This is a genomic window from Pseudomonas sp. 05N431 (assembly GCF_056397005.1).
In genome coordinates, this window is sequence record NZ_JBFTMN010000005.1 from 374,656 (window position 1) to 397,363 (window position 22,708).

22 protein-coding genes and 1 pseudogene are annotated in these 22,708 nt (G+C 60.1%); 10 read left to right on the forward strand and 13 right to left on the reverse strand.

What is annotated here, in order from left to right:
* Nucleotides 1-198 precede the first annotated feature (198 nt).
* From AC1DIG_RS12515 to AC1DIG_RS12530, 4 genes are read left to right on the forward strand one after another with little or no spacing between them, the layout of a single operon-like run.
* Nucleotides 199-1,596: a COG3014 family protein gene (locus tag AC1DIG_RS12515; protein ID WP_477767559.1), complete on the forward strand. Its 1,398-nt coding sequence runs from the start codon at nt 199-201 to the stop codon at nt 1,594-1,596.
* Between the two features lie 13 nt (nt 1,597-1,609).
* Nucleotides 1,610-1,981, forward strand: a complete 372-nt coding sequence (locus tag AC1DIG_RS12520) for a YcfL family putative periplasmic lipoprotein (protein WP_054594595.1) — start codon at nt 1,610-1,612, stop codon at nt 1,979-1,981.
* A gap of 33 nt (nt 1,982-2,014) precedes the next feature.
* Nucleotides 2,015-2,602 carry a penicillin-binding protein activator LpoB gene (gene lpoB, locus AC1DIG_RS12525; RefSeq protein WP_054594596.1) on the forward strand — a complete coding sequence of 196 codons (588 nt, stop codon included), beginning with the start codon at nt 2,015-2,017 and terminating at the stop codon, nt 2,600-2,602.
* A gap of 3 nt (nt 2,603-2,605) precedes the next feature.
* The gene (locus AC1DIG_RS12530) at nt 2,606-3,349 is read left to right on the forward strand and encodes a penicillin-binding protein activator LpoB (protein WP_477767560.1); all 744 of its coding nucleotides are present in this window, start codon (nt 2,606-2,608) and stop codon (nt 3,347-3,349) included.
* 291 nt (nt 3,350-3,640) lie between these two features.
* Here the strand turns inward: AC1DIG_RS12530 and AC1DIG_RS12535 are convergent, their stop codons facing one another.
* Together AC1DIG_RS12535 and AC1DIG_RS12540 are read right to left on the reverse strand one after the other, a co-directional pair.
* On the reverse strand, nt 3,641-4,273 hold the full coding sequence (locus AC1DIG_RS12535) for a LysE family transporter (RefSeq protein WP_103317873.1): 633 nt from the start codon (nt 4,271-4,273) through the stop codon (nt 3,641-3,643).
* A 186-nt stretch (nt 4,274-4,459) separates the two neighbouring features.
* Nucleotides 4,460-6,370 carry an ATP-binding cassette domain-containing protein gene (locus AC1DIG_RS12540; RefSeq protein ID WP_477767561.1) on the reverse strand — a complete coding sequence of 637 codons (1,911 nt, stop codon included), beginning with the start codon at nt 6,368-6,370 and terminating at the stop codon, nt 4,460-4,462.
* Between the two features lie 50 nt (nt 6,371-6,420).
* On the opposite strand from AC1DIG_RS12540, the gene AC1DIG_RS12545 reads away from it, so the two are divergent.
* The gene (locus tag AC1DIG_RS12545; protein ID WP_477767562.1) at nt 6,421-6,885 is read left to right on the forward strand and encodes a TIGR02444 family protein; all 465 of its coding nucleotides are present in this window, start codon (nt 6,421-6,423) and stop codon (nt 6,883-6,885) included.
* On the opposite strand, the gene AC1DIG_RS12550 is transcribed toward AC1DIG_RS12545, so the two are convergent.
* Nucleotides 6,882-8,036, reverse strand: a complete 1,155-nt coding sequence (locus AC1DIG_RS12550) for an AlgP family protein (protein WP_477767563.1) — start codon at nt 8,034-8,036, stop codon at nt 6,882-6,884. The genes AC1DIG_RS12545 and AC1DIG_RS12550 overlap by 4 nt on opposite strands.
* A gap of 192 nt (nt 8,037-8,228) precedes the next feature.
* Here AC1DIG_RS12550 and AC1DIG_RS12555 point away from each other — a divergent pair, with 192 nt between their 5' ends.
* On the forward strand, nt 8,229-8,894 hold the full coding sequence (locus tag AC1DIG_RS12555) for an FKBP-type peptidyl-prolyl cis-trans isomerase (RefSeq protein WP_477767564.1): 666 nt from the start codon (nt 8,229-8,231) through the stop codon (nt 8,892-8,894).
* A gap of 69 nt (nt 8,895-8,963) precedes the next feature.
* Here AC1DIG_RS12555 and rsd read toward each other — a convergent pair whose 3' ends face one another.
* The 8 genes and pseudogenes from rsd to AC1DIG_RS12595 all read right to left on the reverse strand — a co-directional run.
* Nucleotides 8,964-9,422, reverse strand: a complete 459-nt coding sequence (gene rsd, locus AC1DIG_RS12560) for a sigma D regulator (RefSeq protein WP_145014189.1) — start codon at nt 9,420-9,422, stop codon at nt 8,964-8,966.
* Between the two features lie 175 nt (nt 9,423-9,597).
* Nucleotides 9,598-10,149, reverse strand: coding sequence for a disulfide bond formation protein B (locus tag AC1DIG_RS12565; protein ID WP_477767565.1), 552 nt, complete (start codon nt 10,147-10,149; stop codon nt 9,598-9,600).
* Between the two features lie 231 nt (nt 10,150-10,380).
* The gene (locus AC1DIG_RS12570) at nt 10,381-11,619 is read right to left on the reverse strand and encodes a heme biosynthesis HemY N-terminal domain-containing protein (protein ID WP_477767566.1); all 1,239 of its coding nucleotides are present in this window, start codon (nt 11,617-11,619) and stop codon (nt 10,381-10,383) included.
* Nucleotides 11,616-12,740, reverse strand: coding sequence for a uroporphyrinogen-III C-methyltransferase (locus AC1DIG_RS12575; protein WP_477767567.1), 1,125 nt, complete (start codon nt 12,738-12,740; stop codon nt 11,616-11,618). The genes AC1DIG_RS12570 and AC1DIG_RS12575 overlap by 4 nt, the downstream gene beginning before the upstream one ends.
* A gap of 16 nt (nt 12,741-12,756) precedes the next feature.
* Complete coding sequence (locus AC1DIG_RS12580; RefSeq protein WP_477767568.1) at nt 12,757-13,521, reverse strand: uroporphyrinogen-III synthase; 765 nt, start codon at nt 13,519-13,521, stop codon at nt 12,757-12,759.
* A complete protein-coding gene (gene hemC, locus AC1DIG_RS12585; protein ID WP_477767569.1) occupies nt 13,518-14,459 on the reverse strand; it encodes a hydroxymethylbilane synthase in 942 nt (313 codons plus the stop codon). Before hemC ends, AC1DIG_RS12580 begins: the two co-directional genes overlap by 4 nt.
* Nucleotides 14,460-14,597: 138 nt before the next feature.
* Nucleotides 14,598-15,341, reverse strand: coding sequence for a LytR/AlgR family response regulator transcription factor (locus AC1DIG_RS12590; protein ID WP_477767570.1), 744 nt, complete (start codon nt 15,339-15,341; stop codon nt 14,598-14,600).
* Nucleotides 15,338-15,583: pseudogene (locus AC1DIG_RS12595) on the reverse strand (sensor histidine kinase); the annotation flags it as partial. The gene AC1DIG_RS12590 and the pseudogene AC1DIG_RS12595, both read right to left, overlap by 4 nt.
* Nucleotides 15,584-15,838: 255 nt before the next feature.
* Here AC1DIG_RS12595 and argH point away from each other — a divergent pair.
* Entirely contained in the window at nt 15,839-17,233 is a 1,395-nt protein-coding gene (argH, locus tag AC1DIG_RS12600) for an argininosuccinate lyase (RefSeq protein ID WP_477767571.1), read from the forward strand.
* A 109-nt stretch (nt 17,234-17,342) separates the two neighbouring features.
* On the opposite strand, the gene AC1DIG_RS12605 is transcribed toward argH, so the two are convergent.
* The gene (locus tag AC1DIG_RS12605) at nt 17,343-18,002 is read right to left on the reverse strand and encodes a glutathione S-transferase family protein (protein ID WP_477767572.1); all 660 of its coding nucleotides are present in this window, start codon (nt 18,000-18,002) and stop codon (nt 17,343-17,345) included.
* Nucleotides 18,003-18,128: 126 nt separating this feature from the next.
* Here AC1DIG_RS12605 and AC1DIG_RS12610 point away from each other — a divergent pair, with 126 nt between their 5' ends.
* The 3 genes from AC1DIG_RS12610 to AC1DIG_RS12620 all read left to right on the forward strand — a co-directional run bounded on the left by AC1DIG_RS12610 (nt 18,129) and on the right by AC1DIG_RS12620 (nt 21,857).
* Complete coding sequence (locus AC1DIG_RS12610; protein WP_477767573.1) at nt 18,129-18,413, forward strand: hypothetical protein; 285 nt, start codon at nt 18,129-18,131, stop codon at nt 18,411-18,413.
* Nucleotides 18,414-18,577: 164 nt separating this feature from the next.
* A complete protein-coding gene (locus tag AC1DIG_RS12615) occupies nt 18,578-18,823 on the forward strand; it encodes a TIGR02647 family protein (RefSeq protein ID WP_019694230.1) in 246 nt (81 codons plus the stop codon).
* A 184-nt stretch (nt 18,824-19,007) separates the two neighbouring features.
* Entirely contained in the window at nt 19,008-21,857 is a 2,850-nt protein-coding gene (locus tag AC1DIG_RS12620) for a class I adenylate cyclase (protein ID WP_477767574.1), read from the forward strand.
* Nucleotides 21,858-21,863: 6 nt separating this feature from the next.
* Here AC1DIG_RS12620 and rnk read toward each other — a convergent pair whose 3' ends face one another.
* Nucleotides 21,864-22,274, reverse strand: coding sequence for a nucleoside diphosphate kinase regulator (rnk, locus tag AC1DIG_RS12625; RefSeq protein ID WP_123581052.1), 411 nt, complete (start codon nt 22,272-22,274; stop codon nt 21,864-21,866).
* Nucleotides 22,275-22,708: the final 434 nt, after the last annotated feature.

The window sequence follows — 22,708 nt, forward strand, 5'->3', positions numbered from 1 at the left end:
ACTCATAGAAAAAATGAAATTAAAAAGCCATTACATAGCCAGTATCCGCGCTTATAATGCCGCGCCCTCGTTATTGCGATCGGGTATTTAAGCTCCTCTTTTTATGAGGAATTGGCATGGAGAGCCATCTTCCCTGTCGATTGGTTCACCCGGCCCGACCAGCACGCTCGGCTGTTTAAACTCAGGGAAGAAGTACCCATGGCATCCCGCGCCCTCACCTCGATCGCGCTCAGCGCAGTCACTTTGCTTGCCGGTTGTTCGGCCTTTCGCAGCTACGACACGGAACTGCAACAAACCAACCAGCAGTTGGCCAGCGGTAACGTCGACGCCGCACTGACCCTGCTGGAAAAGAACAACACAGGCGAAAACAAGGACCTGCTCTATTACTTCGAGAAAGGTGAACTGCTGCGCGCCAAGGGCGACCTGACCGGCAGCCAGGCCGCGTGGAGAAGCGCGGACCAGGTCGTCGGCACCTGGGAAGAGTCGGTCAAGCTGGATACCGACAAGTACCTGGCCCAGTTCGGCAGCTTTCTGGTCAATGACAAGGTTCGCCGCTACGAAGGGTATGACTACGAAAAAGTCATGCTGACCACGCAAATGGCCTTGAACCTGCTGGCCGTGAACGATTTCGACGGCGCCCGTACCGAAATCAAGAAGACCCACGAACGTGAAGCAGTGATCGCCGAACTGCGCGACAAGGAATACCTCAAGCGCGAGGACGAGGCCGAGAAGCAAGGCGTCAAGACTCAGTACAAGGACCTGCAGGGTTACCCGGTGGCGAGTCTCGACGCGCCTGAAGTGGTTGGCCTGAAGAACAGCTATCAGAGCGCGTTCAGCCATTACCTGGCCGGTTTCGTCTACGAAGCCCTGGGCGAAAAAGACCTGGCCGCGCCGGGTTATCGCAAAGCCGCCGAACTGCGCCCGAACACGCCGTTGCTCGAACAAGCGCTGCTGAACCTGGACAAGCCGGCTGGCAAGAATGACGAAAGCGACATCCTGATCGTCGTGCAAAGCGGCCTGGCGCCGAGCCGTGACTCGATCCGCATTCCGTTGCCACTGCCGATCAGCAACAACGTGGTGATTACCCCGCTGTCATTCCCGGTGATCAAGCCTGACACCTCGACCGTGACGTACGCACAGATCGGTGTCGACGGCCAGCAACAGAACCTGACCCAACTCAACAGCACCACCGCCATGTCCCGCCGCGCACTGCGTGACGACATGCCGGGGATCATCCTGCGCACCACCGTCCGCGCCGTGACTCGCGCCGTGGCGCAAAAGAAGATCAACGAGACCAATCCACTAGCCGGTCTGGCCGTAGGCATCTCGTCGGCGGTGATGGAAGGGGCGGATACCCGCACCTGGCGCACCCTGCCCGACAACACCCAGGTGGTGCGCCTGCGCCTGGCCAAAGGCGAGCACCAACTGAGCCTGCCAAACGCTCTGGGCGGTTCGCGAATCACGGTCAAGGTCGATCAGCGCTACCAGGTGATCAGCCTGCGTACGGTGGGCAATCAGGTGTTCGCCAGTGGCGTCGCCGCCCACGTGATCCCAAGCGCCACCCCGCAAGTCGTGGCCAGCGTCAAACAACCTTAAGCGGAGCTTCTCCATGCGTTTCAAACTGATTGCTGTCGCCGCCCTGGCTCTGCTGGCCGGTTGCGCCACCCCGCCGCCACCTGCGCCTGGCAGTGCCGCGAGCAAAGTCGTGGTGATGAACAAGTTCAACAACATCGCCATCGGCGCGATGCGGGTCGCCCGTGAAAACGGCTTCCTGACCGTCAAGGTCGCGCTGAACAACACCAGCCACACCAACATGACGATGTACTACCGCTTCGTCTGGCTGGGTGACGACGGCTTCCCGGTGGCCGATGAGGAAAGCTGGAAAACCCTGAACCTGTATGCCGCGCAGGCCACGTTCCTGCCAGCCATTGCGCCTGTGCCCAAGGCCACTGACTTCCGCCTTGAAGTCAAAACCCCTTAAGCCTTCCCCTATTTCGTGACAGAGAGACATCCCATGTTTGCACGCTTTTCGTTCCTCGCCGTGGTCGCCCTTCTGGCCAGCGGTTGCGCCAACAACTCGCCGGTCCTGGGCGGGAAAAACATCGGTTACGGCGACAGCAAGGCTGTTGAGCTGGTGACCAACGAATTCGGTTCCACTGACTTGCAGATGATCGCCGAGTCCATGACCCGCTCCCTGGCCCAGTCCGGCATCTTGCAGGGCCGTCCGGTCGTGCAGGTCTACGACGTGAAGAACAAGACCAGCGAATACATCGATACCCGCGAAATCACCACCAGCATCAAGACTCAACTGATGAAGTCCGGCACTGCCCGCTTTGCCAGCGACAACACCGCGATGCAGAGCCAGGTTGACCAGCTCAAGCTGCAAAACCAGAGCGGCCTGTACAAGAAAGGCACCGTGGCCAAGACCGGCAACATGATCGCCGCCAAATACCGTCTTGAAGGTTCGATCAGCTCCATCGTCAAGCGCAGCAGCGATTACAAGGACGTTTTCTACAAGTTCAGCCTGCAACTGATCGACGTTGAAAGTGGCCTGGCCGAGTGGATGGACGAGAAAGAGATCCGCAAAACCACGGAGCGTTAAGCAATGCGTGCATGGATTGGCATCATGGCCCTGGCCTGCGCGTTTGGCGCGCAGGCGGCCCCGAAAATCGCGGTCACCGACCTCGCCTACCAAGAGCGCGTGGAGCAGTACATCCACATCGTCTCCGCACAGAGCAACATGCAGGCGGGCATGTACCACGCCAGCGGCTCGTCGAGCTATAACGAGATCGAGGCCACTAGCAGCTACATCGAGCAAGGCGAACTTCGCAAGTTCACCGGCGACATCAAGGGCGAGATTCTCAAGTCCGGGATGTTCCAGCTGGTGCAAGGCACGCCGTACACGGCCAAGTCCAAGGAAGACGTCTTTGATGTGATCAAGCGGATCAAGGCCGGTAACTACAAGGGCGCCGACTATGTGTTGTTCGGCACCCTGTCGGATATCGACTTCACCCGCGACATCACCTCGCTGGCCAACACCGACAGCTATTCGGCGATTCTCGGCCTGAACCTGGTGGCGGACTTCAGCCTGATCAACACCCGGACGTTTGAAATCACCTCGGCGTTCACCGCCATGGGTGAAGGCCAGGACACCAAGCTGGTCAACGGCGAAGACGTCAAAGTGTCGCTGAACCGTCCACGGGTGGTACGTGATGTGTCCAAGTCGCTAGGTGAGGATGTGGCCCGTCAGTTGGCCGAGCAACTCGGTCGCGGCGCTCAGCAACAGCCGGGGCAAGCACCACTGCGCAATAACCTGCCGCAGGATACGGCGCCGGTCATTCTGCGCTGAGTCACCTCCGAGGGGACGAAAAAGGTGACCTCTAGAGGTCAATGGCGGTAAGTCAAGGAGACAGGCTCGGCACGCTCCCCTGTAGCAGCTGCCGAGGCTGCGTTCGGCTGCGAAGCAGTCGTGAAATCAGGCAACGCGCTCTTTCAGGCAAACCGCGTACGCAGGATTTACGAGGACTGCGTCCTCGAACGCAGCCTCGCAGGCTCGGCAGCTGCTACGGGGGGAGCGTGCCGAGCCTTCCCCTTACCGCCATTAACCTCTAGAGGTCGCCTTTTTTGTGCGTTGCGGGTGTTACACCGCAGCTCTGCGAATGGTCGCCAGCAGCCCGGCCGCACCGATGAACAGTCCGGCAAACGTGCGATTCATCCGTCGTTGTTGCTTGGGTGTGCGCAGCAGTCGCAGAACTTTGGAAGCGAGGCCGGTGTAGCCGGCCATCACGATCAGGTCGACGCAGATCATGGTTACGCCAAGGATCAGGTACTGCGCCACCAACGGCGCGTGCGGGTCGATGAACTGCGGCAGCACCGCCAGCATGAACACCAGCGCCTTGGGGTTGCTGACATTCACCAGGAACCCGCGAAACACCAGCGCCAGCGGTTTGCCGATCTGCCGAATGGCCGCGTCATCGCTCATATTGCTGGGCAGTGCACGCCATTGCTTGACCGCCAGATACACCAGATACGCCACGCCAAACCATTTGATCGCGTAGAAGGCCGTGGCCGACGTGGCGAGGATTGCGCCCACACCGGCGGCGACAATCGCAATCTGCATCGCCAGCCCCAGCTGCAGGCCAAGGGCGTTCCAGTAGCCGCGCCAGAAACCGTATTGCAAACCACAGGACATCGACGCAATAGCACCGGCGCCCGGGGAAAGACTGATCACCCAACAGGCGGCAAAAAACGCCAGCCATGTCTCAAGCACCATCACACACCTCGACTCAGACTCGTTATAAACGTCTAAGCTAATGCGCTGGCCTACGAATGACTATCGATTTTTTGCAGAAAAATGGCCCTGCCGACCAGCGTTAGCGGCAGCCTGGCCGATTTTCCGAAGCCGCGCGGCAACTGTTCGTGCCGCGCCAGCGTCATACCGAACGCTGGCTGGCCTCCATCAGGACAGCGCTTCCAGCTCCGCCTGCATGCTTTCGAGCAGTTCCAGCGCTTCCATCCAGGTTTCTTCAAGCTCGGCTTCGCGAACCTTCAGCTTGGCCTGTTCGGCCAGCAGATCACGCAACTCGTCCTTGCGGGCGGCTTCGTAGACGGCGCTGTCGCCGAGGCTGGTTTCGATCTTCGCCAGCTTCTCGTGCAACTTGCCCAACTCGGCTTCGAGCTTGTCAGCCTCGCGCTTGTGCGGTGCCAGTTGCTGACGCAACGCAGCAGCGGCCTGACGCTGGGCTTTCTTGTCGGTCTTGTCCGGATTGACCGGCGAGTTGTTCACCGGTGCATTGCGCTGGCGATAATCGACCAGCCAACGGGCGTAGTCTTCCAGATCGCCGTCGAACTCTTCGACCTTGCCATCGGCCACCAGGAAGAAGTTATCCGTGGTGCTTTTAAGCAGATGACGATCGTGGGAAACCACCAGCACTGCGCCACTGAATTCTTGCAGGGCCATGGTCAGCGCCAGGCGCATTTCCAGGTCCAGGTGGTTGGTCGGTTCGTCGAGCAGCAACAGGTTTGGCCGACCCCAGGCGATCAACGCCAGTGCCAGTCGGGCCTTTTCGCCGCCGGAGAAATTCAGCACCGGCTCGTCGATCCGTGCACCGCGGAAATCGAAACCACCGAGGAAGTCGCGCAGAGTCTGCTCGCGCTCGGTCGGCGCCAGACGCTGCAAGTGCAGCAGCGGGCTGGCTTTGGAATCCAGCGAGTCCAATTGGTGCTGGGCAAAGTAGCCGACCACGGTGTTTTCGCCACGGGTCAACCGGCCGGACAACGGCTCGAGTTCACCGGCGAGGTTTTTGATCAGGGTCGATTTACCGGCACCGTTGGGGCCGAGCAAACCGATCCGTGCGCCAGGAATCAGTTGCAGCTTGACCTTCTCCAGCACGGCTCGCTCGCCATAACCCAGACGGGCGTCGGAGAGATCAATCAACGGGCTGGAAATCTTCACCGACTCGCGGAAGACGAAGTCGAACGGCGAATCGACGTGGGCGGCGGACAGCTCTTCCATCCGCTCCAGCGCCTTGATCCGGCTCTGGGCCTGACGGGCCTTGGTGGCCTGGGCCTTGAAGCGGGCGATGTAGCTTTCCATGTGCGCACGTTGCGCCTGTTGCTTCTCGTAGGCCTGTTGTTGCTGGGCCAGACGTTCGGCACGGGCACGCTCAAACGCCGAGTAGCCACCGCGATAGAGGGTAATCTTGCGCTGGTCGACGTGAGCCACGTGATCGACCACGGCGTCGAGGAAATCGCGGTCGTGGGAAATCAGCAGCAAGGTGCCGGGGTAGCTCTTGAGCCACTCTTCCAGCCAGATAATGGCGTCGAGGTCCAAGTGGTTGGTCGGCTCATCGAGCAGCAACAGGTCCGACGGGCACATCAGCGCCTGCGCCAGGTTCAGACGCATCCGCCAGCCACCGGAGAAATCTCCGACCTGACGATCCATCTGCTCGTTGGTGAACCCCAGGCCCGCGAGCAACTTGCGCGCCCGGGCGTCGGCGGTGTACCCGTCGGCGCTGTCGAGTTCAGCGTGCAGACGCGCCTGTGCGGCACCGTCATGGGCTGCTTCGGCCGCAGCCAGGTCCTGCTGGACCTGACGCAGGCGCAGGTCGCCATCGAGCACGTAGTCGACCGCCAGGCGCTCGAGCGTGTCGACCTCCTGACGCATGTGGGCGATACGCCAATCGGCCGGCAGGAAGCAGTCGCCCGAGTCCGGGTGAAGTTCACCCCGCAACAAGGCGAACAGGCTGGATTTGCCGGCGCCGTTGGCACCGATCAGGCCGGCTTTGTGACCGGCGTGCAGGGTCAGCTCGGCGTCTTCTAGCAGACGTTGCGGGCCACGTTGTAAAGTCAGGTTCTGAAGTCGAATCATAATGGCGGCGGAGTCTACCAGCTTCGCTCGCAACTGGCGCGAGTAGCACTATGTCCTCTGACCTGTGGAGCTTTTCCCTGACCCTTTACACCCGACCGGGTGTTGAAGACGCCTGCCTGAAACTGCAAGCAGCCGGCGCCGACGTTTGCCTGTTGTTGTGCGCAGCCTGGCTCGGACAGCGCGGCGTGAGATGCAATGCGCAACGCCTGCAACAACTCCAGCACCTGGCCGGGCCGTGGCATACGGAAGTCGTGCAACCGCTTCGACAACTGCGAACGCAGTGGAAGGCCGCAGCCCTCGCCGACGAGGAACTGAACACGTTACGCACGCAGGTCAAAGCGCTGGAGCTGGAAGCGGAGCGGCAACTGTTGTTGCGTCTGGAGAATGCGGCGCAAGCGTGGCCGCAGGGTCAAGCCAAAGACTTGGCCGTGTGGCTGGAAGGGTTGGCGGCGAGCGCCGCCAACCTGAACCGCGATGCGCTGAATCAGTTGCGCGTCGCGGTGACCGGCACTTAGGAAGCGCTGGTCGGGGTGTTGGTAGTGCTTGCAGCCGCTGCCGGTACAGGCGAAGCGGCTGGCGTGCTTGCAGCCGCTGCCGGTACAGGCGAAGCGGCTGGCGTGCTTGCAGCTGGAGCAGGTGAAGCTGCCGGTGCGGGCGTCGCAGGCTTGGCAGCCGCAGGGGCGGTTGCCGGTTTTGCGGCGGCTGGTTTGGCAGCGGCTGGTTTGGCCACGACTGGCTTTTTCACCGCCGGCTTGGCGGCTGGTTTGGCAGCAGACGTTGCAGGCTTGGTAGCAGCTGGTTTGGCAGCAGCTGGTTTAGCCGCCGGCTTGACCGGCGCTTTGGCAGCTGCGGGTTTGGCCGCTGGCTTGGCGGCAGGTTTTGCAGCAACCGGTTTAGCGGCTGGCTTGGCAGCCGGTTTCACCGCAGCGGTTTTTGCTGCCGGTTTGGCAGCTGGTTTCGCAGCAGCAGTTTTTGCAGCTGGTTTGGCAGCCGGTTTAGCTGCGGCAGTTTTCGCTACTGCAGGTTTGGCGGCGGCAGTTTTAGCAGCAGGTTTGGCTGCTGGTTTGGCTGCTGGTTTAGCGGCAGCTGGTTTGGCAGCGGTCGGTTTGGCAGCCGGTTTAGCAGCACTGGCAGCGACTGGTTTTTTCGCTGCAGGTTTGGCGGCCGCTTTCGCTGGAGCCTTGGCCGGTGCTTTGGCAGCTGCCGGTTTGGCAGCCGGTTTTTTCGCAGCGCCAGCTGCGGCGGCTGCGGCGGCTGGCTTGGCCGAACGCAGGGTCAGCGTTTTGCCGACGGCCTCTTTCACGCGACCAATACCCTGAGCCAGTTTCAGGCTTTCCTGGGCATCGCGCTTAAGCTGCAGAATGTAGCCGCGCGTCTCGGACTGACGCTCTTTGAGCGCATCGAGCAGGTCTTCAAGTTCTTGTACCGCATCTTTGGCCTTGGCTTGTGCCTTGGCTTTGCCGGCCGCCGCAGCGTCCTGCAATTTGGTGCGAGATTTGTGCAGTTTTTCCTGTGCTTTTCCGCGCTGCTTTTCCAGTTTGGCGAGCAGTTTTTCAGCATCAGCCAAGGCTTGGGAACAAGCGTTTTCCAAATGCTCGAGCAAGCTGCCCGAGAGCTGATGGAGTAAGTGCAACGGAGTATTTACAGGCTTCTTATTGGCCGACATGGTTTACCTCCTGGCTGACGTGAGTGCGGCTCATACTAGACCTCTGCTGCTACCGCCGCTAGGGCATGTTGACAGTATCGATTGCCGGGCGTTGCAGCGATTTGAAAATGTTCTGCACACACTTAAAAGCAGTTCACCGGTCACGGCATTCTCACTGGCATAATCCTCCCCATCCCAGGCTGGAGAGTGCCCATGTCGCGTTACCTTTTTTTACCCTTGTGCGTGTTTTTTTCAATGGCTCAAGCCGCAGAAAAAACCACGGAAACTGACGCCCATGATCTCGCCTACAGCCTCGGTGCCAGTCTGGGTGAACGTCTGCGCCTGGAGGCACCCGATCTGCAAATCCAGGCACTGGTGGAAGGTTTGCAACAAGCCTATCAAGGCAAGCCACTGGCGCTGAAAGATCAGCAAATCGAGCAGATCCTGGCCGAGCACGAAGCGCAAATGGCCGAGCAGCCCGCCGTGCCGCAAAGCGAAGTTGCCCTGGACAAGGAGCAACGTTTCCTGACGGCCGAGAAGGCAAAACCCGGGGTTCGCGAACTGGCGGATGGCATCCTGCTGACCGAACTGGTCGCGGGCAACGGCGCCAAGGCCGGACCCAATGGCAAGGTGCAGGTTCGCTACATTGGCAAGCTGCCCGACGGCACGGTGTTCGATCAGAACAGCCAGGCGCAATGGTTCAGCCTCGACAGCGTGATCAGTGGCTGGCGCAGTGCGTTGCAACAGATGCCGGTGGGTGCGAAATGGCGTCTGGTGATTCCATCCGCGCAAGCCTACGGTGCCGATGGCGCGGGGGACCTGATTGCACCGTTCACGCCTCTGGTATTTGAAATCGAACTGCTCGGCGCGACGGGCTGAGCAATCGCCCAAACGAAAAACGGTGCGCAGTGCGCACCGTTTCAGAGATCGTTTATATCGAGGAGAAACTCAGGCTTGCTCTGGAGTTTCTTCCTTGTGGGCCGTGTGCAGTACTTCGATCAGGCAATCTTCCAGTTCGAAGCGCTCGTGCAACAGACCACCAAGCTCCTGGAATTTCTCGGCAACGCACTTGCCTGCATCGCAGAGATCGTTGAACGCCAGCAGCTTCTCGGTGATCACGTCGATGCGCGGGTAAATGGTTTCAGCCAATTCAAGCCCGCGTGTATCACCGAACGCCTTGGCCTCGCCCGTCAGTTGTTCGTAGATTTCGAAGTGACCGGCAGAGACGTAATCGACCAGGACACCACAGAACTCCTGCAACGGCTTGCGGTTTTCACCCAGAGCCTCGGGCTTGGCGCCGAGAGCATCATAGGCCCGAACCAGTTCGTGACGCTCCTGCAACCAACGATCGATCAGCAGATGCACTCCACCCCAGCGTTCCTGAGCATTCTGACAACTTTCGAGCATGGTGATCTCTCTTCCCTTATGGGTAATGCCGCCCGCACTCGCCGCAAGACTTGAAGATCAAGATTTGGCCAGGCTGAGCACCATCGGGTAACAATTCCAATGATACGTGCGGGCCAGATTATGCCCGCACGCCAACAGCTTCAAGGTACGCAGGAGAGAAAGTTCATACAAGTGTTTAATCACCTGCCCTGCCCCGGTGCGACGACTCGCCGCTGGGCGGTCGCTGATACGCGTACCAGACCAGCTGCACGATCTGGTAAGCCCCGAGAGTCGTCACTCCGACAAAAAACAACAGACTCCATTCGGGAATACTCAGGTCGAACAGCGTCCAGGTAATTTCCGCGCAGTCAGCCGTTCCGCTGAATACCCGTTTCACGACACACTGCCAGGGCATCTGGGTGAACAGCCCTTCCAGGCCCGGAGAGCACCCCGACACGTGTTGAACCGGATCGCCTTGCAATACCACCTGACGCCACGCCACCACCATTCCTGCCAGGCTGCTGAACAGACTGAGCAGCCAATAGAGTAAACAGCCCAGGCGATTGGGCCCGTGCAGCGCGGCAATCAGGCAGACCGTCGTGAACAGGGCGAGAAAAAACCGCTGTACCAGGCACAACCCGCACGGTTTGAGCCCGATTGAGAATTCCAGATAGTACGAGGCGCCCAAGGCCAGGGCACCTGCGATGAAAGCCATGAAAAACAAGGAGCGTGTGCTGGCCAAAGACATGGCTTATCCGTAACAGAAGAGACAGGCGGTTACGGTAGAGGAAAGCCCTCTGGCCTTTCAAGGCAACACCGTGTCGAGACTTCGCCACAGATGTAAGGAATTCCCGACAGAAGAGACAGGACTAAATGTAGTCCATTGTAAGACGCTGCCTACAACTCGCGTGGCGGAGGGATATTTCGCGATTTTCAAACGACCAGGTCGCCTGCCAGGGCGACCCGATCATCCAGCACCTTATGCGCGCGCAGGCACCGGCAGCGGCGCGGCCAGCAGGCGCTTGTCCAGCAGGACCAGGCCTTCCTGGAAGAGCTGATTGCTGCGCTCGGTGTCACCCAACTGAGCCAGCAGACGTGCGAGCTCGGCACAGGCCTCGGGGTTGCGCTGAACCCGCAGGCTGCTTTCCAGATAGTCCCGCGCCTTGCCCCACAGGCTGCTTTGCAAACACAGCCGGCCCAGGGTCAGCAGCAAGCTTGCGTCGCCAGGGTGGTCCTTCAACCAACCCTCGGCCGTGTGCAGTTGCCGTGCCGGGTCGCTGCCGCGCAGCAAGCCATACAGCCGCGCCAGATGGCTGTCATATTTACGCTTGAGTGCTCCGCGCAAAACCTCTTCTGCCTCGACTTCAGCCCCCAGTTGCCGCAACTGTTCGGCATAGGCAAGCACCAACTGCGGCTCCTGGCGCTGAGCGGACGTCAGCTGTTCCCAGGCGCGATTGAGCGCCTGCAATCCGACCACACCGTCTTCCTCCCGGTGGGCTGCCAGGGTGAGATTTTCACCCCAGGCACGACGTTCCAGTTCCGCCAGCTCGCTGGCCGGCAGCGCCTTGTCCTTGCGCAATTCCGGTAACAGGCGAATAACCGCCGACCAGTCGCCACGCTGCTGATGCAAACGTTGCAACTGACGCAAGACCTGAACGCTGTGCGGATGACGCTCGTGCATGGCCTGAAGGGTTGTCAGCGCACCGTCGGTATCGCCACGATCGGTCTGCAACTGCGCGTGGCTCAAGGCAATCGCCAACTCGGCCTGAGGTTGGCGCTCCAGCGCACGCTCCAGCAAGCTGTCGCTTTCGTCATAGTGCCCCTGCTCGTTCGCCGCTCGTGCAGCACCCAGGTAGTAGAGCAGCGGCTGGCGTTCGGCTTCAGCGGCGCGATACAGGTGACGCTGAGCGCTGGCCCAACGGCCTTCAGCCAGATCCAGCTGACCGTGCTCGATTGCCACTTGTACGCGACGACTGCGGTTGCGATTCGACCATGGATTGACCACACCGCTGGAAGTGGCCACCAACTCGATCAGCATCTTGATGCCCCACAGCACCAGCCAGATCACCGCCACCAGTACCAACGTCGCCCACAGGCTCGATTCGTAGCGGAAGGTCTTGTAGGCGATCAGCACGTAACCCGAGTGCTGGGCGATGGCCAGCCCCAACCCACCGGCAGCGGCGATGAGCAAAAACACAATCACATAAAGTCGCTTCATGGGCTGGTCACCGGCGTAGTGCCTGCGGCAGGCTTCACCGAGTCCCCGGCACTGACGTTACGCCGCTCCAGGTAGGCCTGCACCGTGCTCAGGGTGGTTGCCAGGTCAGGCGTGATGACCGTTACCGGCTGCTTGCTCAACACGGCAACCTGTTCAAGCATTACTTTGCTTTGCGGGTTGTCCTGATTGAAGCTGCCCTTGAGCACATCCCGCGCTTCGGTCAGCGCCTGGGTATACACCGGCGCCTGGCCGTTGAGCGCAGCCCATTGCGCTTGTTCAAGCGCCAGGCTCAGCGCCAGACGGACCTGGGTCAGGCTTTGCCCGGCGAGCAACGGACGAATGTTTTTATCGGCATTGAAATCGATGCGAATGTAGCGCGAAATCTGGTCCCACCATTGCGCCCAGCGACTGGCGCCATCGCCATCGGACGTCAGGGCCGACAGCGAATCGCGTTCATGAAACTCCGGGGCGAGTTCGCTGAGCTCGGCCACCTGATCACGCAAGGCACCCAGTTGCAGGAACAACCCGGTACGATCCGGTTGCTCGGTACTGCGCAACGCAGCAAGACTTTTTGCAATCTGCTCGCGGGCGGCGAAAGAACCCGGATCATTCTGCTCGCGAAGGATTTCATCCGCACCTTGCACCAGTGCCTGAGCGCTGCTGATGTCCTGCAAGGCAGACAGGCGCAAGCTGGCCAGACGCAGCAGGTGCTCGGCCTCGGCCAAACGCCAATCCTTGCGGCTGGCACCCAGAACCGTTTCCAGACGCTGATTCAAGCGCTGCTGGTCGCCCTGCAACTGGATCACCAGACGTCGCCGGCCCTCCAGTTCATCGGCAGGCGGCAGTTGCTCAAGCTGTGCCGTCAGGCGCTGCTCATTGAGCTTGAGGCTTTGCGCCTGATCGTTCAGGGCCTGCAATTGCCCCAGCTGTTGCTGATTATTGGCTTGCAGGCTGCGCACCTGCCAGATCCCCCAACCACCCGCGGCAACCCCCGCAGCACCCAGCAACATTGCCAGGATCACCAGCCCGTTGCCACGACGCGGCTCAGGGCTCTTTACAGTTTCAACCGACGCATCGAGCGCTGGCTGGACGTTATCTTTTGGCAAGGCTGTTTCGCTCACGTATCCATCCTTTGCATTAGAGAACGGGCCGGGTTTCCCGCAACGCCGTTAGCAAAGCCGCGGCACTGGCGCCACGACAATCCACAACTGTTTGGGCGCCGGCGGCCAGCGCCATCACGGCTACCCGAGGGCTTGGAACAAACAAAGGCAACCGCGACAACTCAGGCCAGGCACTGCCCGCCAATTGGCGCAGGTGCTCAAATCCCTGCCCACTGCTGACCACTACGCCGTTCAAGCGTTCCGCTTGAATCCGCTCAGACAATGCCCCCTCGGCATACCGCGGCAAGCCGCGACGGTACAACTCCAGATAATCGACACTAGCACCTTGCTCACGTAAACGCTCTGCGAGCAGTTCACGTCCACCCTCACCGCGCATGATCAACACACGGGCATCGGGTCGGGCGATAGCCTCGCGCAACGGCGTCAATTCAAGCAATGCTTCGCTGTCATCGCCCTCCACCGGGAAGCTGACGTCCAACCCATGATCCTGGAGGATCTGCGCAGTCGCCGCACCCACGCTGAACCATTTCAAGCTCAGAGATTGCGAGCAGTACCGATCAACCAGATCCACACCGATTCGGGCGGCCGGTTTGCTGACCACGATGACCGCGCAATAGCGATCCATACCCTGAATCACCGCGCGCATTGTCTCAGAGACTGGAATCGGCTCTATTTCCAAAAGCGGCAAGCTGCTGCTGAAAATCCCCTTTTCGGCAAGAATATCGGTCAGCATCGCCGAATCATCCGCGGGACGCGTCAACAGCAGGCGCCACCCCGTCACTCGTGACCTGCCTCGCCATAGACCGACTTCAAAATGTCGTTGGCACCCTGGCCAAGAAGGTCTTCGGCAACTTGCACACCCAAGGCTTCGGCATCGCTGCGTGGCGCACGACCCTCGGCACGGAGCAGCAGCCCCCCCTTCGGATCTCCCACCAGGCCGCGTAGCCAGATCTGCTCGCCTTCAAGCACCGCATAGCACGCGATCGGCACCTGACAGCCGCCGTTCAAATGCTTGTTCAGCGCACGTTCGGCGGTGACCCGCGTGGCGGTATCCTGGTGATGCAGAGGGGCAAGCAGGGCATGAATGTCAGTGTCGGCGCTGCGGCATTCGATACCGACTGCACCCTGGCCCCCTGCTGGAAGACTGTCATCGACACTGATCGACGAACTGATGCGATCTTCAAAGCCCAGGCGAATCAAACCGGCTGCCGCAAGGATGATTGCGTCGTACTCACCGGCGTCGAGCTTGGCCAGCCGAGTGTTGACGTTGCCGCGCAGAAAGCGGATTTGCAGGTCCGGGCGACGGGTCAGCAGTTGTGCCTGGCGACGCAGGCTGGAGGTGCCGACCACGCTGCCTTGAGGCAACTCGTCGAGGCTTGCATAGGTGTTGGAAACAAAGGCGTCACGCGGGTCTTCGCGTTCGCAGATGCAAAACAGACCGAGGCCTTCGGGGAAGTCCATCGGCACGTCTTTCATCGAGTGCACAGCAATGTCGGCTTCATTTTCAAGCAGCGCGGTTTCCAGCTCTTTGACGAACAGGCCCTTGCCGCCGATTTTCGACAGCGGCGAATCGAGCAGCTTGTCGCCGCGACTGACCATAGGCACCAGCGTCACGACCAGACCCGGGTGGGCTTGCTCCAGACGAGCTTTGACGTATTCGGCCTGCCACAAGGCCAAGGCACTTTTGCGGGTAGCGATGCGGATTTCGCGAGGGGACATGGATCAATCCGTACTGAATAGATACAGCGGATAATAACAGCTCAGGCAAATCCGCTTTGACTTGTATCAGAAACAGCGCAGCCTCCCTGGCCTCACCTGTCTGGTAAAGGAGAGTGAAATCCGTGCGCGAACGGCGGGCTAAAGCTGTTGCATCATCTTGCGCACACCCGCGACATGGCGTCGGCTGACAATCAGTGCATCACCGTTGAGACCTTTGAGAAACAGCTGGAAATGCCCGAGCGGCGTGCGCTGCAAGCGTTCGATACGCTCACGGGCTACCAGTGCATTACGGTGGATGCGTACGAACCGGTCGCCAAATTCGTCTTCGAGGGCTTTCAACGGCTCGTCCAGCAGAACCTCGCCACTTTCGTGGCGCAAGGTCACGTATTTGTGGTCGGCGATGAAATAGACCACTTGAGCCAACGGAATCAGCTCGATGCCTTTACGGGTTCGCGCACTGATATGGCTGCGTGGGCCGCTGCCGCTTTCTGCCGCCGGCCGAGTCAGCGCCGCAAGCTGGACGCGGTTGGGGCGCTCGGCTTTTTTCAGGGCGTCGAGCAACTGCTCCGAACGCACCGGCTTGACCAGGTAGCCCACCGCGCCTTGCAGGGCATCCACGGCAAATTCATCCTGAGCCGTACAAAACACCACCGCCGGTGGCGTCTCGCGTTCGCACAACCTTGCAGCGACTTGCAAACCGTCGAGGCCAGGCATGCGGATGTCGAGCAGCACGATATCGGGCTTCAGGCTGTCGATCAGGGTCAATGCCTCATCGCCATTGGTGGCGCTGGGCTCCAGGACACTGTACCCCTCGAGCTCGCCGACCATACGGCTCAGGCGCTCGCGGGCTTGGGGTTCGTCATCAACGATCAGGACATTCATATTGCGCTGGATTCCTGCGTGAGTCTCGCACAAGGATAGCGTAGACAGGTGAAGTGACATCCGTCACCGCGATCCACGCTAAGACTAGCGCGAGCGCCAAAAAGTGCCGTACGTCGGGTTGCAATATTTATCGGTGCCTGCGCAGTTCCATTCGAAGCCAGCCGCGACGTGGCGTCACCGTAGGGATTGTTGCTACACAATATGAACACCCCTCTTCTCTTATAGTCGGCTTCGGCACTGACGTTGCACGCTTCGATGAGGCTCGGCACATGATCGACAAATGCGCTGACCCTCACGTCCAACTGTAGACGCTTGCCGCGACGACAGTGCTCATTTGACAAATATCGTTGCGTAAACGCGGCAGCGACTCAATTGAGTATGGTCGGTCAAATAAGAAAAAAACGTAGCGACCAGTGTCACCGACAGGATTGGCAACCCTGTTATTATCCACCGCAGGTTTTAACGCCAATTTCCTTCAGCCGATCACGAGCGAATTCATGAGCACTGACAAGACCAATCAGTCCTGGGGCGGCCGCTTCAGTGAACCCGTCGACGCCTTCGTCGCCCGCTTCACCGCCTCTGTCACTTTCGACCAGCGCCTCTATCGTCACGACATCATGGGCTCCGTCGCCCACGCCACGATGCTGGCCAAGGTCGGCGTGCTGACCGATGCCGAGCGCGACAGCATCATCGACGGCCTGAAGACCATCCAGGGCGAAATCGAGGCCGGCACCTTCGACTGGCGCATCGACCTTGAAGACGTGCACATGAACATCGAGGCGCGCCTGACCGACCGCATCGGTGTCACCGGCAAAAAGCTGCACACCGGCCGCAGCCGCAACGACCAGGTGGCGACCGATATCCGCCTGTGGCTGCGTGACGAGATCGATCTGATCCTGGGTGAAATCACCCGCCTGCAAAAAGGCCTGCTGGAACAGGCAGAGCGCGAATCCGGCACCATCATGCCCGGCTTCACCCACCTGCAAACCGCACAGCCCGTGACCTTCGGTCATCACATGCTGGCCTGGTTCGAAATGCTCAGCCGCGACTACGAGCGTCTGGTCGATTGCCGCAAGCGCACCAACCGCATGCCGCTCGGCAGTGCCGCACTGGCCGGCACCACCTACCCGATCGACCGCGAGCTGACCGCCCAATTGCTGGGCTTCGACGCCGTTGGCGGCAACTCGCTGGACAACGTTTCGGATCGCGACTTCGCCATCGAGTTCTGCTCGGCTGCGAGCATCGCGATGATGCACCTGTCGCGCTTCTCCGAAGAGCTGGTGCTGTGGACCAGCGCGCAATTCCAGTTCATCGATCTGCCTGATCGTTTCTGCACCGGCAGCTCGATCATGCCGCAAAAGAAAAACCCCGACGTCCCGGAACTGGTGCGCGGTAAAAGCGGCCGGGTGTTCGGCGCGCTGATGGGCCTGCTGACGTTGATGAAAGGCCAGCCATTGGCCTACAACAAGGACAACCAGGAAGATAAAGAGCCGCTGTTCGACGCCGCCGACACCTTGCGCGACTCGCTGCGGGCCTTTGCCGACATGATCCCGGCGATCAAGCCAAAGCACGCCATCATGCGTGAAGCGGCGCTGCGCGGCTTCTCTACGGCCACCGACCTGGCGGATTATCTGGTGCGCCGCGGCCTGCCGTTCCGTGACTGTCACGAAATCGTCGGTCACGCGGTGAAGTACGGCGTGGAAACCGGCAAGGATCTGGCAGAGATGAGCCTGGAAGAACTGCGCAAGTTCAGTGACCAGATCGAACAGGACGTGTTTGCCGTCCTGACCCTGGAAGGCTCGGTGAATGCCCGTAACCACATCGGCGGCACCGCGCCGGCGCAGGTGAAGGCCGCTGTGGTTCGCGGTCAGGCGCTGCTCGCCAGCCGCTAAATCGCTAAATCGCTAAAAGCATCGCGAGCAAGCTCGCTCCCACAGGTTCAGCGTGATCCTTGTGGGAGCGAGCTTGCTCGCGATGACTGACTTCAGATCACCACAAGACTTACTTCCTGGAAGCGATCATCGCCAAAAACCCTGGCATCGCCGCTTCCTTGTCTGCCGCAATGCGCTTGGCATGCGGTGTCTGCTCCAATCGCTCAAGCAATGCCTTGGCGGCTGGCAACTCGGCCAACAAATCCAGATCGAAGAGCTTTTTGCCGACTGAGCAGGCGATGCTGACGCTGTACAGGAAGTACAGATCCGCCACGCTCAAAGTTGAGCCCGCGACATATGGCGCAAACTTGCCGTGACGTCCCAGCGCCGCAAATCCCAGCAGCAGCTCGGCCTTGGCTTTTTCCTTGATCGCTTCCGGCACCGTCATGCCGAAAAAGGCCTCAGGGAAACAGGCGCGAGCCGGCAGTTCGATGTACAGCTCGATTTCCTTGGCCAGCGCCAGAACCTGGGCTCGCTCGAACGGTGTTTTAGGCAGCAGCGCAGGACCCGATTGCGTGTCTTCGAGGTACTGAAGAATCACACTGGTCTCGTTGACGTACCCTTGTTCGACACCCAACACCGGAACCTTGCCACGCGGGCTGATGGCCAGCGCCTCTGGGCTTTGACTGGCATAAAACGCTACTTCCTCAAAGGGCAGGCCCTTCTCCAGCAACGCATGTTTGACCATGTTGTAGTAGTTGCTGACGGAAAATCCATAAAGCTTGAGCATCACATAGCCTCCAGGCCGTGCAGGGGGGTTGGCAGCCACTGTTATAGAACGTCGAGGCAGCTCTCGCCAGCAGCATCACATGGCTGAATGCAGGTAAACTGGCGACCTTTCCTTTTGGAGCCTGCCATGAGCGAGCCTAGCGATATCGACAACGACGAAGAAGAATTCGCCGAAACCACCCTGATCGAAGCCATCGAAAACCAGATCGAAAGCGACAACCCGCCAGCAGCCAAGGCGACGTTCAACAAACTGACCCTGGTCGGTTACGAGCGTGAAGAAATTCTGAACCTGATGGCCCACGTTCTGGCCGTTGAAATCGACGCACTCCTCGAAGAAGACCGCGCGTTCAATACCGAATGGTATGAAGCCGCACTGCGCGCATTGCCAGAGTTGCCGCCAGAAAAGAAATAAACGCCTATCGCGCGGGCACGGCTCTCATTGTGGCGAGGGAGCTGCGCCTGCCAGCACGTTCAACTGCCTGCAACGAAAAGCTCTAAGCCAACACTGGACAGCTCGCCCGAGTGCGTTCACCTTAGGGGCGCTATCGTCTAATTCCTAGAAAGTCTGGAGTCCTTATGTCGCTTACCCCTGAGCTGGTTGCCGAACTGGAAATCCTTGCACTCTTCAACCTGGACAGTTCCCAGGAAGGTTTGAAAATTCATCAGACCGCTGCCCCGAAAGCCATTGCCGCCGCACAACGCCTGTTCGACAAAGAGTTGATCACCCAGCCCGATGGCGGTTATCTGACCAGCCTGGGCCGTGATGCCGCACAGAATATTCAGACCGTTCTGACCATTCTGTCTGTCCAAGAAACCGCATAATCGCTGCCGTATCGCCCACGGGAACCCCTGTTACGGGATTTCCGCGGGCAGACTGTCGCCCGTCGATAGAAATTTGACGCCAGAAACCAAAATTCAGCTTAAAAGTCCTGAGCATCAGGCTGTAAACTGCCCATCGCCCTGAGACCTTCCCACGTTCGAGCACTGCGAGCCGGTTTGAGCTGACATGACCCGCACCCATGAAATCCGCCCTGATCTGGACGAAGGAATCGATCGCAAGGTTCTGAGCCAGTTGCGTGCGCGCTTTCTGAAGCTCAATGACGGCCGGCTGGCCCGCGCCATGGAAGGGTTGTCACCCCGCCAGCAAGGGGTTTTGACCCTGCTGCCGCTGTTCTTCCACGTCAATCACCCGCTGCTGCCAGGTTACGTCTCAGGGAGCACACCGGCCGGGCTGTCGAATTTCGAACCTGACGCCACGGCGCTCACCGAAGCGCAACGCCTGACCCGCTCCTTCTCCTACAAGCCCCGCCACGGCAATCCGCCGCGGCCGATTCAGGGTTTGTTCCTCATGGGCAGCCTCGGCACGCTCGCCCAGGCCGATCAAAGCGACATGGACGTGTGGGTTTGCCACGCCCCGGACCTGAGTGAAAGCGAACTCGCCGAACTGCGTAAAAAATGCCAATTGCTCGAAACCTGGGCCGCCAGCCAGGGCGCCGAGGCGCATTTCTTTCTGATCGACCCGCAACGTTTCGTCCGCGGCGACCGCGACACCCAATTGAGCTCCGACGACTGTGGCACGACCCAGCATTACTTGCTGCTCGATGAGTTCTATCGCACCGCCATCTGGCTCGCGGGGCGCACGCCGATCTGGTGGCTGGTGCCGGTGTACGAAGAGGCCGGCTACGACCAGTACACCCATACATTGCTGTCCAAACGCTTTATCCGCGCCGACGAAACCCTCGATCTCGGTCACCTGGCGCATATTCCGCCCGGCGAATTCATCGGGGCCGGGCTCTGGCAGTTGTTCAAAGGTATCGAGTCACCCTACAAATCGGTGCTCAAACTGCTGCTGACCGAGGTCTATGCCAGCGAACACCCGAACGTCAAATGCCTGAGCCTGCGTTTCAAGCAAGCCGTGTTCGCCAACCGTCTCGATCTGGATGAGCTCGACCCGTACATTGTGGTCTACCGGCGCATTGAGGAATACCTCACCGCCCGGGGCGAGCCGGAACGGTTGGAGCTGGTTCGACGCGCCTTGTACCTCAAGGTCAATCGTAAGCTGACCGGCAACAGTGGCCAGCGCAGCAAAAGCTGGCAGCGCCTGCTGCTGGAGCGGCTGGCTGAAGAATGGGGCTGGGATCAGCGGCAATTGGCAATGCTCGACAGCCGCAGCCAATGGAAGGTCCGTCAGGTCAGCGCCGAACGCCGGGCCCTGGTGAATGAACTCAACTACAGCTACCGCTTCCTGACCCAGTTCGCCCGCACCGAACAGAGCGTCAGCCTGATCAACAAGCGCGACCTCAATGTACTGGGTCGCAGGCTGTATGCCGCCTTCGAACGCAAGGCCGACAAGGTCGAGTTCATCAACCCCGGGATCGCACCGGATCTTGCCGAAGACACACTGACCCTCGTCCAGTCAGCAAACAAGAAAGAGCCTGGGCAGACCCACTGGGGTTTGTACAACGGCAACCTGGGCAATCTGGAGTGGGAACATTTCGCGCCGATCAAGCGCAGCCGCGAACTGCTGGAACTGCTGACCTGGTGCCACCGCAACGGCGTGATCGACAGCAGCACGCGCCTGGCCTTGCACCCCGGCAGCAGCGACCTGAGCGAGTTCGAGCTGTTCAACCTGCTGGGCAGCCTGCAACAGACCATCGCGCTGCCCCTGACCAGCGTCAGCGAAGAACAACTGCTGCATGCCAGCGTGCCGAGTGAGGTGCTGATTCTGGTGAACGTGGGCGTCGACCCGCTCAAGCACCACCGCGACCTGAACATTCTGATGACCACCGAGCGCACAGACTCGCTGAGCTATGCCGGGGTACGCGAAAATCTGGTGCTGACCCTTGACCAGGTCACGCTCAACAGCTGGAACGAAGTGCTGGTCAGCCGCTACGACGGCGCCCACGCTCTGCTCGATTGCCTGCGCGACTACCTCAACAACCTGCCGGGCGGGCCCCAGCAACCCCGATTGCGCGTGCGCTGCTTCTGCCATAACCGTGCACAGTTCATCGCCCAGCGTGTCGAAGAAGTTCTCGATACCGCGCAGAACCTGCTGCTCAGCAATCTCAATCATCGCTACCTGATTCAGGTCCAGCAGCATTACCACGTACTGGAGCTGGTGCCCGGCCAGGTCAATCATGTCGCGCTGGCCAGCCTGCCGGCACTGCTCGATTACCTGAACCAGGACCTGACCCGTTACAGCCCGCTGCAACTGGACCCGATGGCGCTGGCAGATCACGACCTGGCGCTGATCCTGCCGATGGGCCAGCCCGACTGCATTCAGGTGTTTTACCGCATCAACGATGCCCACGCCGAGTTGTACGTGCTGGATGAATTCAATGCCCTGTGGCAACAGCGCCAGCCGTATCACGATGAGCAAAGCCTGTTGGTACCACTGCAACGTTTCCTGCAATCGATCCTGTATCGCCGTGACGCGCTGTTGCCGATGGACCCCACCCAACCGGTGGCAGCCCTGGAGACCCTGTACTACCAACTGCTGCCATCGGGCACCAACCGGGCACGCCGGGTCGAGCCACGGCCCGCGCCGCAGACTCCGGTGAACAAGCCGTTCTACGACGTCCAGGCGATCGTCGGCAAAGCCGTACCGGGGCAAGGCCAGGTCACCCTGTATTGCAATCAGCGAGAGTTTTCCGAGCTAGAGCACGGCGACCAGCTATTTGCCATGGTCGCGCAGGAGATCGTCGGGCAGCGTCGCGAGGCGCAACACTATCGCTGCTACATCACCGACCTGGACCTGTCCGGCCTGCTCGGTGATGGTCAGAGTTCCAGCAATCTTTACCTGCGCTACAAGGCAGACCTGGAGCGCGCATTGAACAAGGCGCTCGAACAGGCCTGAGGTGTGTCAGAACGTGCAGTCGCCGCCATTCTTGGGCTGCGACTCAACCTCAAGCAGGGTCAGCTTCAAGGTCTTGCCACCCGGTGCCGGCCAGTCGATATGCTGGCCAACCTTCAAACCGAGCAACGCGCTGCCTACCGGCGCCAGAATGGAAATCCGGCCTTCATCGGCATTGGCGTCCTGTGGATAAACCAGGGTCAGGTGATAGTCCTTGCCGCTGCTTTCTTCACGGCAATGCACACGCGAGTTCATGGTCACGACGTCGGCAGGCACTTCATCGTGACCGACCAGCGTATCGGCGCGATCCAGTTCGGTTTGCAGCGCGATAACACCTGGCAGCGAGTCATCCAGGCTGTCGATCAAACGCTCCAGACGTTGCACGTCCAGACGGGTAAGGATGATGGAAGGTGCGGTCATGATTAAGGCAGACTCCTTTTTTCTGCACGACAAAAGCAAAACCCCGCCAGAAATAGGCGGGGTTTTCACGGGCCTCGATGAGTTGAGGCGTATCCGGACACTATCACAGCTCAAAAAATATACAAGCCGCCCCCAACCAACCACTCAACAGGCCGAGCGTTAGCTCGCCTGCCGCTGTTGACCTTGATCCACCCGCCCCTTCGGAAGGCCGAGTGGAGGTGTTCATCAGGGGGYKGGCGCGCAGCGCCGTACGGCGCAGCCGGACACATCGAGAGGAGGTCGTCGCGAAGCAGACCGTAGGCGATGCCCCCTGATGGACACCGGAGTGAGGGGACGCCGAGCCTAGGCGAGGTGCCGTACGCTTGGGGCGAGCGTTTTTTTGCTTACTTTTTTTAGGCGCTTGTAAAAAAAGTGAGTCGCCGTCAGGCGAAACC

What these genes read in the sequence shown, in the direction of transcription:
- rnk (WP_123581052.1), bottom strand. Translation starts at nt 22,274, where the DNA reads ATGACCGCACCTTCCATCATCCTTACCCGTCTGGACGTGCAACGTCTG.
- AC1DIG_RS12540 (WP_477767561.1), bottom strand. Translation starts at nt 6,370, where the DNA reads ATGATTCGACTTCAGAACCTGACTTTACAACGTGGCCCGCAACGTCTG.
- rsd (WP_145014189.1), bottom strand. Translation starts at nt 9,422, where the DNA reads ATGCTCGAAAGTTGTCAGAATGCTCAGGAACGCTGGGGTGGAGTGCAT.
- AC1DIG_RS12590 (WP_477767570.1), bottom strand. Translation starts at nt 15,341, where the DNA reads ATGAATGTCCTGATCGTTGATGACGAACCCCAAGCCCGCGAGCGCCTG.
- AC1DIG_RS12615 (WP_019694230.1), top strand. Translation starts at nt 18,578, where the DNA reads ATGTCGCTTACCCCTGAGCTGGTTGCCGAACTGGAAATCCTTGCACTC.
- AC1DIG_RS12610 (WP_477767573.1), top strand. Translation starts at nt 18,129, where the DNA reads ATGAGCGAGCCTAGCGATATCGACAACGACGAAGAAGAATTCGCCGAA.
- AC1DIG_RS12555 (WP_477767564.1), top strand. Translation starts at nt 8,229, where the DNA reads ATGTCGCGTTACCTTTTTTTACCCTTGTGCGTGTTTTTTTCAATGGCT.
- AC1DIG_RS12620 (WP_477767574.1), top strand. Translation starts at nt 19,008, where the DNA reads ATGACCCGCACCCATGAAATCCGCCCTGATCTGGACGAAGGAATCGAT.
- AC1DIG_RS12565 (WP_477767565.1), bottom strand. Translation starts at nt 10,149, where the DNA reads ATGTCTTTGGCCAGCACACGCTCCTTGTTTTTCATGGCTTTCATCGCA.
- AC1DIG_RS12535 (WP_103317873.1), bottom strand. Translation starts at nt 4,273, where the DNA reads ATGGTGCTTGAGACATGGCTGGCGTTTTTTGCCGCCTGTTGGGTGATC.
- lpoB (WP_054594596.1), top strand. Translation starts at nt 2,015, where the DNA reads ATGTTTGCACGCTTTTCGTTCCTCGCCGTGGTCGCCCTTCTGGCCAGC.
- argH (WP_477767571.1), top strand. Translation starts at nt 15,839, where the DNA reads ATGAGCACTGACAAGACCAATCAGTCCTGGGGCGGCCGCTTCAGTGAA.
- AC1DIG_RS12605 (WP_477767572.1), bottom strand. Translation starts at nt 18,002, where the DNA reads ATGCTCAAGCTTTATGGATTTTCCGTCAGCAACTACTACAACATGGTC.
- AC1DIG_RS12515 (WP_477767559.1), top strand. Translation starts at nt 199, where the DNA reads ATGGCATCCCGCGCCCTCACCTCGATCGCGCTCAGCGCAGTCACTTTG.
- AC1DIG_RS12545 (WP_477767562.1), top strand. Translation starts at nt 6,421, where the DNA reads ATGTCCTCTGACCTGTGGAGCTTTTCCCTGACCCTTTACACCCGACCG.
- AC1DIG_RS12520 (WP_054594595.1), top strand. Translation starts at nt 1,610, where the DNA reads ATGCGTTTCAAACTGATTGCTGTCGCCGCCCTGGCTCTGCTGGCCGGT.
- hemC (WP_477767569.1), bottom strand. Translation starts at nt 14,459, where the DNA reads ATGTCCCCTCGCGAAATCCGCATCGCTACCCGCAAAAGTGCCTTGGCC.
- AC1DIG_RS12570 (WP_477767566.1), bottom strand. Translation starts at nt 11,619, where the DNA reads ATGAAGCGACTTTATGTGATTGTGTTTTTGCTCATCGCCGCTGCCGGT.
- AC1DIG_RS12530 (WP_477767560.1), top strand. Translation starts at nt 2,606, where the DNA reads ATGCGTGCATGGATTGGCATCATGGCCCTGGCCTGCGCGTTTGGCGCG.
- AC1DIG_RS12550 (WP_477767563.1), bottom strand. Translation starts at nt 8,036, where the DNA reads ATGTCGGCCAATAAGAAGCCTGTAAATACTCCGTTGCACTTACTCCAT.